13 protein-coding genes and 1 riboswitch are annotated in these 15,365 nt (G+C 43.3%); of the genes, 11 read left to right on the top strand and 2 right to left on the bottom strand.

The window, feature by feature from the left end; translation table 11 throughout:
* Positions 1–4 precede the first annotated feature (4 nt).
* The 7 genes from BRLA_RS16740 (at position 5) to BRLA_RS25040 (ending at position 7,101) form a co-directional block, all read left to right on the top strand.
* On the top strand, positions 5–1,018 hold the full coding sequence (locus tag BRLA_RS16740) for an ABC transporter ATP-binding protein (RefSeq protein WP_003336722.1): 1,014 nt from the start codon (positions 5–7) through the stop codon (positions 1,016–1,018).
* 3 nt (positions 1,019–1,021) lie between these two features.
* Positions 1,022–2,014, top strand: a complete 993-nt coding sequence (locus BRLA_RS16735) for an ABC transporter ATP-binding protein (RefSeq protein ID WP_003336723.1) — start codon at positions 1,022–1,024, stop codon at positions 2,012–2,014.
* A 30-nt stretch (positions 2,015–2,044) separates the two neighbouring features.
* Positions 2,045–3,670 (top strand): peptide ABC transporter substrate-binding protein, encoded by a 1,626-nt coding sequence (locus BRLA_RS16730; RefSeq protein WP_003336724.1) that lies wholly within the window; start codon positions 2,045–2,047, stop codon positions 3,668–3,670.
* Positions 3,671–3,862: 192 nt separating this feature from the next.
* Complete coding sequence (locus BRLA_RS16725; protein WP_003336725.1) at positions 3,863–4,162, top strand: DUF3899 domain-containing protein; 300 nt, start codon at positions 3,863–3,865, stop codon at positions 4,160–4,162.
* A gap of 54 nt (positions 4,163–4,216) precedes the next feature.
* Complete coding sequence (locus BRLA_RS16720) at positions 4,217–5,410, top strand: amidohydrolase (protein WP_003336727.1); 1,194 nt, start codon at positions 4,217–4,219, stop codon at positions 5,408–5,410.
* 24 nt (positions 5,411–5,434) lie between these two features.
* Positions 5,435–6,685: a M20 family metallopeptidase gene (locus tag BRLA_RS16715; RefSeq protein ID WP_003336728.1), complete on the top strand. Its 1,251-nt coding sequence runs from the start codon at positions 5,435–5,437 to the stop codon at positions 6,683–6,685.
* A gap of 311 nt (positions 6,686–6,996) precedes the next feature.
* Positions 6,997–7,101, top strand: coding sequence for a putative holin-like toxin (locus BRLA_RS25040; RefSeq protein ID WP_338012069.1), 105 nt, complete (start codon positions 6,997–6,999; stop codon positions 7,099–7,101).
* A 203-nt stretch (positions 7,102–7,304) separates the two neighbouring features.
* On the opposite strand, the gene BRLA_RS16710 is transcribed toward BRLA_RS25040, so the two are convergent.
* The gene (locus BRLA_RS16710; RefSeq protein ID WP_003336731.1) at positions 7,305–7,781 is read right to left on the bottom strand and encodes an NUDIX domain-containing protein; all 477 of its coding nucleotides are present in this window, start codon (positions 7,779–7,781) and stop codon (positions 7,305–7,307) included.
* A gap of 1 nt (position 7,782) precedes the next feature.
* Positions 7,783–8,703, bottom strand: coding sequence for an NAD(P)/FAD-dependent oxidoreductase (locus BRLA_RS16705; RefSeq protein ID WP_051876126.1), 921 nt, complete (start codon positions 8,701–8,703; stop codon positions 7,783–7,785).
* 208 nt (positions 8,704–8,911) lie between these two features.
* On the opposite strand from BRLA_RS16705, the gene BRLA_RS16700 reads away from it, so the two are divergent.
* From BRLA_RS16700 to BRLA_RS16680, 4 genes are all read left to right on the top strand, one after another.
* Entirely contained in the window at positions 8,912–11,173 is a 2,262-nt protein-coding gene (locus tag BRLA_RS16700) for a DNA topoisomerase III (RefSeq protein WP_003336735.1), read from the top strand.
* A gap of 53 nt (positions 11,174–11,226) precedes the next feature.
* Positions 11,227–12,405, top strand: coding sequence for a DUF418 domain-containing protein (locus tag BRLA_RS16695; protein WP_003336736.1), 1,179 nt, complete (start codon positions 11,227–11,229; stop codon positions 12,403–12,405).
* 91 nt (positions 12,406–12,496) lie between these two features.
* Positions 12,497–12,685: riboswitch (Lysine riboswitch) on the top strand.
* 113 nt (positions 12,686–12,798) lie between these two features.
* Positions 12,799–14,307: an amino acid permease gene (locus BRLA_RS16690; protein WP_003336737.1), complete on the top strand. Its 1,509-nt coding sequence runs from the start codon at positions 12,799–12,801 to the stop codon at positions 14,305–14,307.
* Positions 14,308–14,632: 325 nt separating this feature from the next.
* Positions 14,633–15,292, top strand: a complete 660-nt coding sequence (locus tag BRLA_RS16680) for a DUF4912 domain-containing protein (protein ID WP_003336738.1) — start codon at positions 14,633–14,635, stop codon at positions 15,290–15,292.
* Positions 15,293–15,365 lie beyond the last annotated feature (73 nt).

Raw genomic sequence — 15,365 nt, 5'->3', positions numbered from 1 at the left:
AATCATGGGACATTTGCTAGAGATAGATGAGCTGGAAGTTGGGTTTACGACATATGGCGGTGAGGTTAAGGCGGTTCGTGGGATTTCGTTTTATGTGGACAAAGGAGAGGTGGTAGCCATCGTCGGTGAGAGTGGCTGTGGCAAATCAGTTACAGCGCAGGCAATCATGGGGATGGTTAAGGCAGGAAGCGGTGTTAGGACGGAAGGCTCTATTCGCTTTGCTGGGCAGGAAATGACAGGTTTGTCTAAAAAGGAATTGCAGGAGATTAGGGGTTCTAAAATAGGAATGGTGTTTCAGGACCCAATGACATCACTAAATCCTACGATGAAAATCGGCAAGCAAATTGCGGAGGGCTTACGAAAACACCAAGGGCTCTCCCAACAGGCGGCACAGCAAAAAACGATTGATCTGTTGCGGCAAGTAGGCATCCCAGAAGCAGAGAAGCGCTATCATCAATATCCGCATGAATTCTCGGGAGGAATGCGCCAGCGGGTCGTAATTGCGATTGCGATTGCCTGTAATCCACAGCTATTGATCGCTGATGAGCCAACAACCGCATTGGACGTGACCATTCAAGCGCAAATCCTTGACTTGCTGCTTGAATTACAACAAACAACCAGTACCTCGATCATTATGATCACGCATGATTTAGGAGTCGTTGCAGAAGTGGCTCAGCGGGTAGTAGTGATGTATGCTGGCAAAATCGTAGAAACAGGGACAGTCGATGAATTATTTGAATCGCCGGGACACCCATATACAAAAGGGCTATTAGACTCGGTGCCAAAGCTGGAACAAGCCGGGAAGCATCGATTAGTCCCGATTGATGGAGCACCACCAGATTTATTTGCTCCGCCAAAAGGATGTCCATTCGCTCCTCGCTGTCCACATGCGATGGAAATTTGCCTGGATCATCTCCCGCAGCCGACCACATTTTCAGCTACACATCAGGCGAACTGCTGGCTGCATGACCCAAGGGCTCCACGCCAACAAGAATGTAGAGTAGCAGGGAGGGAGTGAGAAATGGTGCGAAGCCTAGAAGTTACAGAAGATAAGGAACAATCTGAAACTCTGTTGGAATTACGCAATGTAAAAAAATACTTTTCTTTAGGCTCTGAGCAAACAGTGAAATCGGTAGATGACATTACGCTGTCTATTAAAGCAGGCGAAACCTTTGGACTGGTGGGCGAAAGCGGAAGCGGGAAATCAACGCTGGGACGTACAGCGGTCGGATTGTACCAGCCTACAGATGGACAAATTCACTTTGCAGGGAAAGACATCACAACCTATAGTCGGCAGGAAAAGCGTGAATTCAATCGGAATATGCAAATGATTTTCCAAGACCCATACTCCTCCTTAAATCCACGTATGCGAGTAGGTGACATTATCGGAGAGGGGCTGGATGCTTATGGCATTGCGAAAGGGGCTAAACGTACAGAGCGTATCTATGAGCTTTTAGAAAAAGTAGGTTTGCGACCAGAACATGCAAAACGATATCCTCATGAGTTTAGCGGAGGACAGAGACAGCGAATCGGGATAGCCCGAGCCTTAGCAGTAGAGCCTACCTTTATTGTGGCAGACGAGCCTATTTCCGCTTTAGATGTCTCGATTCAGGCACAGATTGTCAATTTATTAGAGGATTTACAGCAGGAACGAGGACTAACCTATTTATTCATCGCACATGATTTGGCGATGGTGAAGCATATCAGCGATCGGATCGGCGTCATGTATTTGGGTCAGATGATGGAGGTTGCTGACAGTGAGACATTATTTCAGGAGCCGCTTCATCCATACACACAAGCCTTGTTGTCGGCAATCCCAGTATCATCTACAGCGAAAAAGGCTAAGAAAGAACGTATCGTGTTAACAGGTGAGCTACCAAGTCCATTGCAACCACCAGCCGGATGCCCGTTTTCCACCAGATGTCCCGTTGCAATGCCGATCTGTCGAGAAGCTAAACCAGAGTGGAGGGAGGTGAAGCCGGATCATTGGACGGCTTGCCACTTGCACCAGTAAGAAAAGAGAGATAACGAGGAGGAACCATCAGTGAAAAAACTTTTATCGCCAGCGTTGGCCATTCTATTATTCCTAGTACCAACTCTGACTGCTTGTGGAAATCAAACAGGTACAGCAGGTACGCCTGAAGCAGGAGCTAGTGTTAAACAGGAATTGACAGCAAATTTGGCAGGTGAGCCATATTCACTTGATCCTGCCATTGCGACGGATACGAAATCCTTTTGGATTATTGATCATCTATATGAGGGGCTATATGCCTTTGATAAGGAAGGAAATGTGGTAGAGGGGGCTGCTAAAAAAGTAGAGATTTCTCCAGACGGAAAAACCTATACCTTCACGATTCGTGACGATGCGAAATGGTCTAATGGTGATGCTGTGACAGCCAAGGACTTTGAATACTCCTGGAAGCGTGTCTTACATAAAGAGACGGGGGCTACTAATGCATTTTATCTGTATTATATAAAAGGTGCAGAGGCCTATAATAAAGGGGAAGGTAAGCTAGAAGATGTGAAAGTAAAGGCAACAGATGACAAAACATTGGTAGTGGAGCTGAATGCACCTACTTCCTATTTCCCAAAAGTAATGATGAATAATGTTTACTTCCCTGTAAATCAAAAGGTTGTAGAAGGAAATAAAAATTGGGTAGCAGAAGCAAATACCCTCGTATCTAATGGAGCTTATCAATTAGCTAGCTGGGAACATGACAGTCAATTAACGCTAACAAAGAGTGAAACCTACTGGAACAAATCGAATATCAGCATGGATACACTACATTTCAAAATGGTGCCAGATGCAACTACTTATTACCAAATGTACAAGACAGGTGAGCTAGATATCATTGATACGTTGCCAATCGATGCTATCGAACAAGAAAAGAACAATGCGGAATATGTAAGTCTACCTAAATTTGGGACTTATCTGTATACTTTTAATGTGACGCAGGAGCCATTTACAAATGCTAAAATCCGTCGCGCCTTTGCCTTAGCTGTCGATCGTGATCAATTGACGAAGAATGTGACTAAGGCAGGTGAAACACCAGCATTCGCTTATGTGCCACAGGGTGTTAAAACGGCTGGTTCTGATTTCCGTAAAGAAAAGCCAACTTATTTCACGTTTGATCCAACTGAAGCGAAGAAGCTATTGGCTGAAGGGATGAAGGAAGAGGGCTGGAGTAAACTACCTGCGGTCACATTGAAGTACAATAATGCACAAAACCATAAAAAGGTAGCCGAAGCTCTGCAACAAATGTTTACAAATAATCTTGGCGTCGATGTGAAGCTAGAAAACCAAGAGTGGAAAACCTACATTGATACCTACAAACAAAGTAACTTCCAGATGGCTCGCATGGGCTGGGTTGGTTCTTTCCTTGATCCGGTTGCAATGCTTGATTACTATCTAGGCGAGAGTCCGAATAACCAAGCGAAATGGGTCAATCCACAATTTGACGAGTTAATGGAAAAAGCCAAAGTAGAACAAGATGAAGCAAAGCGTAATCAATACCTACATGAGGCTGAAGATGTTTTCATGCAAGACTTGCCTGTGCTTCCACTCTTCTTCTATTCACAGAACTATTTAAATACCAAAACCTTAAAGGACGTCACATACAGTGTTTATAAGAATCCAGACTTGCGTTGGGCTAAAAAAGGAGCAGAGTAGCAAGTAGGGCTAACATTAGTGTAAATGCTTTTATACGTATACCTGACATCTTAGGTCTGCTTCTGCCTCAAGAGGAGCAGACCCTCTTTTTTCATACAAAACACATGCTTAAAGACTAGAAAACAATAGAAGAGCAAACATGGTTCAGCCAATACCAGCAAGATAAAGGGTTCACCAGTGAAGGAGATTACTATGGATACAATTATGGATACGCTGTTTCTAACAGGCTTACTCCTAGTGCTGGGAGGAGCGATTATTTATGTATGGATAAGCAATTTTTTTGCCACGTTTATGAAGGGATTTTATCTATTAGGTAGCACTCTATTTAAAAAGTCAAAGGCACTTCAGCAAATTGACGAACAGATGTCTGAGGATACAAATCTGCAAGAATGGAAACGAAAACGAGCAAGGCAACTGATGGTGCTCCTGTTAGTGGCAGGGATGCTTTTGATCATCCTATCGCTGATTTGGGCTGGCATCCAGTTGTCATGACACCATATAGTTAATAAGTAGAACAAAATACGTAACGAAAAGGGGAACATACATATGTCAGAAGCAGTAACAATCATTACAAACGCTACAATCATCCTAGGCAATGGGCAACAAATTGAATCAGGCAGTATTTTATTGGCAGAAGGAAAAATTAAGGCGGTAGGGAAAACAGAAGAGATTGCAGAGCAACTCAATCAGCTAAAAAATCAATACAAGGAGTCCGTTACAATCCATGCAGAAGGAAAATATGTTACACCGGGACTCATTGATGTACACACACATCTTGGTGTTCATGAGGAGGGTATCGGAAGAGAAGGGCATGATTATAATGAGACGAGCTCACCAGTGACGCCATATGTAAGAGCATTAGATGGAATTAACCCTTTTGAGCGAGGCTTTCTTGAGGCTCGAAAAGCAGGTGTAACAACTGTTCAATCCATGCCGGGCAGCGCTAATGTGATCGGTGGCGAGATGGTTGTCCTAAAAACGGCAGGGACGATTGTCGATCACATGATTGTTCGCGAGCCCTCTGGAATGAAAGCAGCTTTTGGTGAAAATCCCAAGCGTGTCTTTGGCGCTAAGGACAAGGCACCTATTACACGGATGGGAACTGCTGCATTGTTTCGCCAGGAATTTATAAAGGCGCAAGAATATTTGGAATCTAGAGAAAAAGGGGAGGCCGTGAAACGTGATGTAGGCCTAGAAAATCTAGTAAAGGTGTTGAAGCGAGAGATTCCCTTACGTGCCCATGCTCATCGTGCTGATGATATTGTAACAGCACTTCGCTTAGCAGAGGAATTTCATATTGAAATCACAATCGAGCATTGCACAGAGGGGCATAAAATCGCGGATTTCTTAATAGATAAAGGGGTCAGTGTTTCCGTGGGGCCTACTCTTTCCTCACGCTCCAAAATTGAGCTAGCAGATAAAGGCTTCCATACCCATCTTGCCTTGGCAAAAGCAGGTGTACCTTTTAGCATAACTACAGATCATCCTGTTGTAGGTATCGAATACTTAGTGACCAGTGTAGCGCACGCTGTAAGCGATGGTTTGGATGAAGCGTTAGCTTGGCAAGCTATTACACTGCAAGCTGCCAAGCATCTAGGGGTAGAAGAACGTGTTGGTTCTTTGGAGGTTGGAAAGGATGCTGATGTGGTTATCTGGAGCGGACATCCGTTTCATATACAAAATAAAGTAGAAAAGACATTTATCAATGGTGAACTGGTGTATAAGCGTGTAGAAAACTAAGCAAAATGAAGCAGGTGAATTATGATGAAGGTAGATCAAACACAGGCCGTCCAGATGGGGACGGATCGTACTGAGTCAGAGCTGGAAAATAGAATCATTACCTACGTAGAACAAAACAAGCAGCAATTTATTTCGGTTAGTCATGCGATTCATGAGCATCCAGAGATCGGCAATGAGGAAGTGTATGCACAAGGGGTATTAACAGCATTATTAGAAGAGGCGGGCTTTCAGATTGAAAAAGGGGTGGCTGGTCATCCTACAGCGTTTCTTGCACGTAAAAAGGTAGGAGAGAAAACAGGACCTACGCTAGGGTATTTAGCTGAATATGATGCCCTGCCAGGTCTAGGCCATGCGTGTGGCCATAATATTATTGGGACAACAAGTGTGCTTGCAGCTATTGCGTTGGGTGAAACGCTCCAAGAGACCGGTGGAGAGGTGGTAGTGCTTGGAACGCCGGCGGAGGAGGGCGGTCCAAACGGCAGTGCAAAAGGCAGCTTTGTTAAACATGATTTGCTGAAAGGAATCGACGCATGTATGATGGTGCACCCATTTAGTCACAATCGTATTACGGGGACAACCCTCGCTGTCATTCCGCTTGATTTCGAATTTATTGGCAAGGCGGCTCATGCAGCGGCTGCACCAGAAGAAGGGATCAACGCACTGGATGCTGTTATTCATTTGTTCAATGGGATCAATGCTCTGCGTCAGCATGTGACGGCTGATGTCCGTATTCATGGAATTATTACTCATGGGGGAGACGCACCGAATATTGTACCTGAATATGCTAAGGCCAGATTCTATATTCGTGCGGCAACGCGTCACAGTTGCCTGAAAGTGACGGAAAGAATCAAGGAGATTGCCCAAGGAGCGGCATGTATGACGGGTGCGACTGTCAATATTATTGCTTTTCAAAATGAAGTAGATGATATGGTGCTTAATCGAACGTTTGATGGAGTGTTTCAAGCGCAAATGGAACGGTTTGGTTATTTGGTAGATACGCGTCATCAGGCGGGTCTTGGCTCTACCGATGCAGGAAACATCAGCTACGTGGTCCCGACCATTCATCCCTATATTAAAATTGGCTCAGAAGAGTTGGTCTGTCATACAGATGCGTTTCGTGAAGCAGCCAAATCCCCGGAGGGTGACGCGGCACTGATTGTAGGCGCTAAGGTATTGGCTTTGACAGGTTTTACCCTAATGACGAACGAGGCTGTGCTAACAGAGATTAAACAAGAATTCTTTCAACGAAAACAGGAGCTAGCCCTACAGTCATAATCGACTGGGGGTAGCTCCTGCTTTTTTATATGTAACGATCACAGTTTTTTATCAAGCGATGCTAAAAGTGGAAGAGCATAGCGTATATTTATTAAATTTCGTACTAAGGTTATTCGCTATCCCATCTCGCACAATGCTGGTAAGATTTGATTCTGTTAAAATTCATGCCAATTCAGGTGAAAATTGCGCAAAAATAAATTTCCTCAAAAAATACTAAGAAATGTAATCCTGTTGTGACGGGGATATGTTATAATTTTCCTACTACAATAGCTTCCTATCTCAAAGGTGGTCGGCTCACCCCTAGAAAAGAAATGTCAGAGGGGGGTGAGAACATGGAGGTTTATCAAGCGCTGTCCCTGATGTTTATGTTTGGGATGTTCCTGTTAGCTTTGTTAACCTACCTGAAAAAGAAATGACCTCATGCTGTGCACAAAGCACAGGAGGTCATTTCTTGTCTATAGCTGATGAGCTGATTCATCGAAGAGAATCAACTATTGTAGAAGGCTGTGAGTGCGGCAACACTCACGGCTTTTTCTTTATTACCATATGCAAGTAACTACATTTTAACACAAAAGGGACAAGGTGACTAAGCCTGTCCTGAAAAGACGCTACGCTTAGTTTATTTGATATAGCCCAAGTCACGTAAATGAGCGATGGTCAGTGGATAGACATCGTCTTTTACAAAAGCGCTATATCGCTCATCTGAACGCAACTCCTCGGCTGTTGGAATTTTATCACTGATAAATGCCCCGCCAACCGATCCTTCTATAATAGTAGCGACCTGTCGTTCCGCCTCTGCTACATAAATATCTTTCACAATCGAATCTCCGACCGTATACTGACCGATTTTTTTGATAGCGGATAAGTGATAGCCTGTTTCTTCGTATGTCTCTCGAATGGCAGCAGCAATGCTTGATTCGCCAGGCTCTACTTTGCCTCCAGGAAGCTCATATCCTCGTTTGGTATGGATCGTGAATAAAAGCTTGCCTTGATAAAAAGGAAAGACGAGGACGTGCTTAGCCTGCTCCTCTCGAAATTCCGCCGGGTCAAAGCTTAACGTCATGGGTACGCCTGTCGTATCGTAAAAAGTGTCCATGTTAGGCCTCCTTGGCATGCAAAGCAATGTGTTTTGCGGTTTTCATAGCCTGACCGATGGCAAGTGAAAGACTAGCATAATCACTTCCATTTGTAATATCTCCAATGGCATAGATCCATTCATGAGCAGTGCGCAGATACTCATCAACCGTTAGAAATTCGCCCATTTTATCCACTAATTCTGCCACCGGGCTACTATTAGCAGCGATACCAACACGAGGTAAAATCCAGTCAACCTGCAAGCGATGTATCTTTTGGTTGTGCGTTTGTAAATCAACAGAGCATCTATTGCCCTTTGATTGTGCCGCTTTTACCTCCGTTTCCATCCAAATGGTCACGTTAGGCAGTGAAGTGGCTTTTTGTACCCATTCTTGTCGGCCGCGAAATTGATGATTACGGACGGCAAGCCAAATATGATGTGCGTAGGCGGACAGATTACAAACACTTTCTAAGGCACGATCTCCACCGCCAATCACCAGAATATCCTTTTGATCTAATAAATGAGCCCCCGAGGATGTAGAAAACTCCGGACCTAACACATGAGAAGAAACCTCTGCAAGCTGTGGTAAGTGAACAGGGCTCACCCCTGTGGCAACAACTACATAATCCGCCTGATACGAGGTTTGATCTGTATGTATCATTTTGGTTTGATAATCAATGCTACGCAGGCATTCTTGATAGCGAATAGGGATTTGCAATACTTGCACACTTTCGCGTAAGTCTGTCAGCAATTCCTCTCCATTTGCATATAGTTTGGGGGGGAGGTCCCAAATGCGATTATGAATATAGTGAATTTGACCGCCAAGCGAATCGCTTTGTTCTATTACGAGGCAAGAAAGCCCAAGCCGTTTGCACCAAATCGCAGTGGAAATACCCGCCATCCCAGCGCCAACGATCAGCACTTGAACATGTTTCAATTTCATTTCCCCCGCTTCTTGCTAAGATGGTTGCTTCTCTTCATTATAACAAATATCACTGCACTGGGGGATACATTAAGCAAGCATGTCCCTAAAACCACAATGGATTCCTCCTACAATGAGATTGTCTAAGCGGGCAAAACACGGTAAACTAGAAAACAGTTTTTTTACTAGATCAGAAGAATAAAGCTATTGATAAAAGGGAGCCGTTTACATGAAAGTCATTATTGCTGAAAAACCTGATCAGGCCTCAAAGCTCTCCAGCCCATTTGCACATAAAAAACAACAAGGATATATTGAAATCGCTCCACATCGTTTATTTCCACAGGGAGCATTGGTGACTTGGGCTGTCGGACATATTTGCGAATTAGTTCCACCAGAAGATTACAACCCTACTTGGAAAAAGTGGAGCATGGAGACACTGCCCATGATACCGGAACGTTTTCGCTATCAGGTAATGAAATCAAAGGCCAAGCAGTTTACGATCATTAAACAACTGCTAAAACGCTCAGATGTCACAGAAATCATTCATGCGGGTGACGCAGGGCGTGAGGGTGAACTCATTATCCGTACGGCTATCGAGCTTGCTGGTGTAAAAAAGCCAATGAAAAGACTATGGATTTCCTCCTTGACGGACCGTGCAATTGTGGAGGGATTTGAGCACGTATTAGACGAAACACACACTCGTAATCTGTATTATGAGGCCTACAGTCGCTCCTGTGCAGACTGGCTCATTGGTATGAATGCTTCTCGGATTTATACGATTCTCTTTAAGCAAAAGGGTGTTTCGGATGTATTTTCTGCAGGACGTGTACAGACTCCTACTCTAGCACTCGTTGTCAAAAGGGAAAAGGAGATTGCTAATTTCAAATCAGAGCCATTCTGGGAAGTGATTGCTTCCTTTACCATAGAAGGAAAGAAATATGAGGGGATTTGGCAAAAGGACGGAGAATCCCGCCTGTTTGACGAGCAAATGGCTACACGAATAGCTCAATTCTGTGAGAAAAAGCCTGCTAGTGTGCAGGAGGTTAAGAAAGAACGCAAGGAATTTTTACCACCCTTCCTATTTAATCTCTCATCCTTGCAGGCAACCGCTAATAAGATTTTTAAGTTTTCGCCTAAAAAGACGTTGGATGTAGCTCAACAATTATATTTGAAGGGATTTTTATCTTATCCGCGTTCTGATTCCAGCTTTGTTACACCAGGAGAAGCTAAGAGTTTTCCAGAAATTTTGTCCAAGCTGGCTAAAAAGAAGGAATTTCAATCATTCTTTCCTACGCCAATTCATTCAGTAGCAAATAACAAACGCTATGTAAATGAAAAGAAGGTAACGGACCACTACGCTATTATTCCTACCGAGCAGGTGCCTCATTTGGACAAGCTCTCTGCTGATGAACGCCATATTTATGATTTGGTGGCACGTCGTTTGATCGCTGCTCATTATGAGCCGGCGATTTTTGACTATACTACGATTACTACCTTAGTGGATGGGCGAGCAACCTTTATCAGTAAGGGAAAATGTCAGGTGCAAGCAGGCTGGCGAACCGTGTTATTTCAAGGTCAGGACGAGGACGACAAGGATAAAGATGAAGAAAAGCTACTGCCGCCTGTTGAAAAAAATGAAACAGGGAAGGTAAGCCGTGTAAAAGTTAAAGCGGGCAAAACCCAACCGCCGAAACGCTATACAGAGGGTCAGTTAATTACGCTAATGAAGACCGCAGGTAAGCATTTAGAGAATAGCGAGTGGGAAAAGGTTTTGTCTAAAACCGAGGGGCTCGGTACAGAGGCTACACGAGCGGGTATTATTACCATGTTAAAGGATCGCAAGTACATTGAGGTGAAGAAAAACCAAGTATTTGCTCTAGAGAAGGGAAGCTTATTAATTGATGCCATTGGAGATAAGATTCTCGCTTCTCCAGAGATGACGGCCCGCTGGGAACAACGGTTGGCCGAAATTGGGCAGGGGCAGGCTTCGGCGCAGGAATTTATGGAGCAAGTCAAAAAATTAGCGCACAAGATTGTTCAGGATGCTACCGAGCAATCTGCTACATGGGACTTTTCCGGCATGGATATCGAGGCAATGCCTAAGCAAGCCTCTACGTTTACTCTAGGGAAAAAGATAGCGGTTTGTGCTGGATGTAAGGGCTCGATTGTAGATAAAGGAAATTTCTATGGCTGTGATCAGTATAACAAGACGGGGTGTAAAATCACTTTACCGAAAAAATTACTCGGCAAATCCTTGTCTGCCACCAATGTGAAAAAACTGATGGAGCAAGGAAAAAGCGGATTAATAAAAGGCTTTAAAAAAGGTGACAAGACGTTTGATGCCTATTTGAAATGGGATATAGAGAAAGCGCAATTCCAATTCGAATTTGAAGCAAAAACAGCTTCTTCGGGTGCTAAGGAGTATAAAAAACCAAGCTCAGGAGCACCGAAAGGGAAAAAGATTACAGAAGCGCTATATTCTACTGAGTAGAAAAGAATAAAAGTAGGCAAAGTAACAAACAAGAAAGAAAGGGGGTGTGATGTATGAATCAAGCAAGACCGATTTCCGTTAACGATCGAATAACATCGATTGATACCGTTAGAGGCATTGCGATCCTGGGTATATTTCTGGTGAACTTACCAGCTATGCTAGGAATCCAACCGCTTGACACAAGAGGATATACCCAAGGCGTCGATGCCGTGTTTCGTTTTGGTTATGACTTATTTATCCAGACAAAATTCTACTCCTTGTTTGCCTTTTTATTTGGATTGGGGTTCTATCTATTTATGAGTAGAGCAGAAGCGAAAGGGTCGCGGATGAGGTCCCTTTTTTCGATGCGTCTAGTTGTGCTGTTTCTTCTGGGATGCCTGCATTTTCTGCTTTTGTGGTACGGTGATATTTTACATATGTATGCATTAGTGGGCTTTTTACTTTTATTTTTTTATCGTCAGAAGGCATCAGCCTTGTTTGTGTGGAGCATTTTTTTAATGGCTCTGTTTATGTTGTTTATCTGGTTTGCTTATTCCGGGGATATTGATTTAGATCAAACAGTGCTACTAGAAGCTCCTTGGTTTAATGGACTAGAGGATTATGCACAAAAAGTGAGTCAACGCTATGAAATACTAAGTGGCATCCAGATTCTCAATGTAATTATCTATATTCCTGAATTACTAGGACTTTTTTTGTTGGGATTGTGTGCAGGAAAGATCAACTTTTTTCAACGTGTGCATGAATGGAAACGTGGATTGCGCATCACTCAGATTGTCAGTCTGGTAGTAACGATTCTATTGTTTATTCCGATGTTTCGTTATTATTTCAGCCATGAAGTCTATGTGTCTGAAGAAATTCAAAAGTACATTCAATTGACGGGGAAAACGTTGTTCGTTTTTTATCTCGTATCGATTGTTCTGCTTCTGGAAAACAAACGTTTTCGAGCAAAAATGCAAGGCTTCACATATGTGGGGCGCATGGCATTAACCAATTACTTATTGCAGACATTGGTCACAGTCCTGTTGTTTTCCCTGTTTATTCCTAATACGGCAGGAATTCCGCTATGGATTGGATTTATATTTTGTATTACGATCTATCTATTACAGATCATGTTTAGTAAATGGTGGTTATCTCAGTATGCCTTTGGACCAATGGAATGGCTGTGGCGATGTGCAACCTATATGCAAAAACAGCCACTACGGCTGAAGCAACAAACCCGTGAACGATCATAGATAGAAGGCAAAAAACTAGTTGAAATCTAATGGTTTATCATCTATAATGGCATTATCTTTTTTAATAAAATAATAAAATCCTCATCATATCTGGTGAGGTAGAGGTTGCGGTATTTAAGAGTATGCTGGACGAGACCCAGAGATGTTGTAGACTCCATCAGAAAGGAAAGACCGCCGAAGCTTGTACAAAGACTCTGTGATGTACAGGCTGGGGCTGTTTCCGAAAGGGACAGAACTGTCACGTTTATTTGCCGAATAAGCGTGTTGTGCTATCTTCATGGAAGGTATGATGCGGGTTACGTATAAATCCGTCGACAGATTCTAAATGACGGATTTTTTATATTCCCACTCCTTCCTTGCACGTATCTTTGAAAAGATAAGGAGTGTTTTTTTATGTCTCAAGCAACAACTGGGAATGAAAGTGTAACAAACATATCGACAACTAGGGATGGAGGACAGCCTCAGGAATTGAAGCGCGGTCTAAAGGCTCGACACCTGACAATGATCGCTCTTGGCGGTTCTATTGGTACGGGTTTATTCCTAGCAAGTGGTGGAGCTATCTCTCAAGCAGGCCCTGGTGGTGCGATTGTAGCATATGTAGCAATTGGTATTATGGTATATTTCTTAATGACCAGCTTGGGTGAAATGGCAGCTTATATGCCGGAGTCAGGGTCTTTTAGTACCTATGCAACAAAGTTTGTAGATCCTGCTCTTGGCTTTGCATTAGGATGGAACTATTGGTATAACTGGGCTATTACGATTGCAGCCGAGTTATCTGCCGCTACGCTTTTAATGAAATTTTGGTTCCCGAACAGTTCATCTTTATTATGGAGCGGCTTATTTTTAGCCTTTATGTTTGGATTAAACTATCTATCTGTAAAAGGATATGGGGAGTCAGAGTTCTGGTTCTCGATGATTAAAGTAGCAACCGTTATTATTTTCTTGGTAGTTGGTATCTTAATGATTTTTGGCATCATGGGCGGAGAGGCTGTAGGCTTTACGAACTTTACCATTGGCGACGCTCCATTCCATGGCGGCTTTATGGCAGCCCTTGGTGTATTTATGATTGCTGGATTTAGCTTTCAGGGTACAGAATTAATCGGGGTAGCGGCAGGAGAGAGCGACGATCCGCGTAAAAATATCCCAAAAGCCATCAAGCAAGTGTTCTGGCGCATTCTGTTGTTCTATGTTTTTGCCATTTTAGTTATTGGCTTGCTGGTACCCTACACCAGTCCGAATCTGGTAGGTGGAGAAATAGAATCGATTGCTCTAAGCCCATTTACAATGGTATTTGAAAAAGCAGGCTTGGCATTTTCTGCCTCTGTGATGAACGCTGTTATTTTATCGGCTGTATTATCCGCGGGTAACTCTGGTATGTATGCTTCTACACGTATGCTGTGGGCGATGGCGAAGGATGGGAAAGCACCTAAATTTTTTACAAAACTAAACCGCCGCGGTATTCCGATTTACTGTTTGTTAATGACAGCATCAGTTGGGATGGTTGCTTTCTTCGCTTCTTTTTTTGGCGATGGGGTTGTTTATGCATGGTTGCTTAATGCTTCTGGTATGTCTGGCTTTATTGCTTGGTTGGGCATTGCAATTAGCCACTATCGCTTCCGTCGAGCGTTTGTAGCGCAAGGACATAGCTTGAGTGAATTGCCTTTTAAAGCAAGATGGTTCCCATTCGGTCCGTTATTTGCTTTTATACTGTGCATCGTTGTTATTCTGGGACAGAATTACGAGGCATTTATTGGAGATAAAATTGATTGGTACGCTATGATGGTATCCTATATCGGCATTCCGATCTTCCTTGCTTTATGGTTGGGATACAAATGGATCAAGAAAACAAAGGTTGTGAAATTGCACGATTGTGATTTTAGCAGTGCACATGTAAGAGACTAGCTTGTAGTCCTTTTATATTGCTCATAGTAATCAATACAGGAAAAACCACTTCTCAAGCAAAAGGAAGAAATTCTGAGGCTTGTGAGTGGTTTTTTCTATGCTTCTTGAACGTTTCCACTCCACGTGAGCTTCTTGTCCATCGATTTTTCTTTTTAAAAAATTTAGTAAATATAAAAAGTTTGTCGAACTAGCATTCTCTATGCCGAACGTTTTAGCTGGTATCGACAAAAGAAGAAAAGTTATGCGTTCAGCGTTCGACATGATTTGAAGGCAAGCTCTTTTATACTTAAAAGCAATGAGTTAAGCAGAAAGGAGCACAACCTTCATGATTACAAGAATCCTACAAATGCGAGCACAATCTCTATCACTGCAAGAAATCGCTACAAGGTGCGAGATGACCATTGGCCAAGTGAGATACCAACTTCATAAATTTGGACTGAAGTCGCAGGCTTACAAGGAGAGCTGCCAAAGCGTAGCAGAGGAGTCCTTCATTAATTTGTTCATGGGAAAGGTTGTTAGCCCACCTTTTTATCCTGCTGTCTACCCATTGGAAACGGACAGAGGGGAGAGCTATACAACTCAGGAGAAAGACTTTTTAGCTGAACAAACCCAAGGACAAGCAATCTTAGAGGAGAAGCGAGTCCCTTCTATAGCTGTTATTCCAACGGCACCTGACACTGTGTATATCCATTGGTCTATTTCTAAATATCGCCTGCATATGATTGCGGGGTACCTAAAGGAAGAGTGGGCGAAAATCACACAAGGAATTCGTCTTTATGAGGTGGAGGAAGGCATATCCTCTAATAGGGAGGTGGGGTATAAAGACGTGTATATGAATGAAGAAGCAGAAGCCTGCTACGTTGAACATTTGCAAACAGGGAAACAATACGTAGCCGAGTTTGGTCTTTATGCTTCTGGGCAATTTTGTCCTATCATGCGGTCTGAGAAAGTGAGATTGACAGCTTACCGGTACGCCGTTTGGTAAAAAATTAGGAAAGACACTCCTTGAAACGTCTAGTGCAGGAATAAGGATTTTCATGATAGAGATGTAAAGCGGC

Origin of the sequence: Brevibacillus laterosporus LMG 15441 (assembly GCF_000219535.2) — a bacterium.
Lineage (GTDB): Bacteria > Bacillota > Bacilli > Brevibacillales > Brevibacillaceae > Brevibacillus_B > Brevibacillus_B halotolerans.
Note: the sequence above shows the minus strand (reverse complement) of the source record. Positions and strands in the feature narration are given on the sequence as shown.

What these genes read in the sequence shown, in the direction of transcription:
- BRLA_RS16740 (WP_003336722.1), top strand. Translation starts at nt 5, where the DNA reads ATGGGACATTTGCTAGAGATAGATGAGCTGGAAGTTGGGTTTACGACA.
- BRLA_RS16735 (WP_003336723.1), top strand. Translation starts at nt 1,022, where the DNA reads ATGGTGCGAAGCCTAGAAGTTACAGAAGATAAGGAACAATCTGAAACT.
- BRLA_RS16725 (WP_003336725.1), top strand. Translation starts at nt 3,863, where the DNA reads ATGGATACAATTATGGATACGCTGTTTCTAACAGGCTTACTCCTAGTG.
- BRLA_RS16720 (WP_003336727.1), top strand. Translation starts at nt 4,217, where the DNA reads ATGTCAGAAGCAGTAACAATCATTACAAACGCTACAATCATCCTAGGC.
- BRLA_RS16715 (WP_003336728.1), top strand. Translation starts at nt 5,435, where the DNA reads ATGAAGGTAGATCAAACACAGGCCGTCCAGATGGGGACGGATCGTACT.
- BRLA_RS25040 (WP_338012069.1), top strand. Translation starts at nt 6,997, where the DNA reads ATGTCAGAGGGGGGTGAGAACATGGAGGTTTATCAAGCGCTGTCCCTG.
- BRLA_RS16710 (WP_003336731.1), bottom strand. Translation starts at nt 7,781, where the DNA reads ATGGACACTTTTTACGATACGACAGGCGTACCCATGACGTTAAGCTTT.
- BRLA_RS16705 (WP_051876126.1), bottom strand. Translation starts at nt 8,703, where the DNA reads ATGAAATTGAAACATGTTCAAGTGCTGATCGTTGGCGCTGGGATGGCG.
- BRLA_RS16700 (WP_003336735.1), top strand. Translation starts at nt 8,912, where the DNA reads ATGAAAGTCATTATTGCTGAAAAACCTGATCAGGCCTCAAAGCTCTCC.
- BRLA_RS16695 (WP_003336736.1), top strand. Translation starts at nt 11,227, where the DNA reads ATGAATCAAGCAAGACCGATTTCCGTTAACGATCGAATAACATCGATT.
- BRLA_RS16690 (WP_003336737.1), top strand. Translation starts at nt 12,799, where the DNA reads ATGTCTCAAGCAACAACTGGGAATGAAAGTGTAACAAACATATCGACA.
- BRLA_RS16680 (WP_003336738.1), top strand. Translation starts at nt 14,633, where the DNA reads ATGATTACAAGAATCCTACAAATGCGAGCACAATCTCTATCACTGCAA.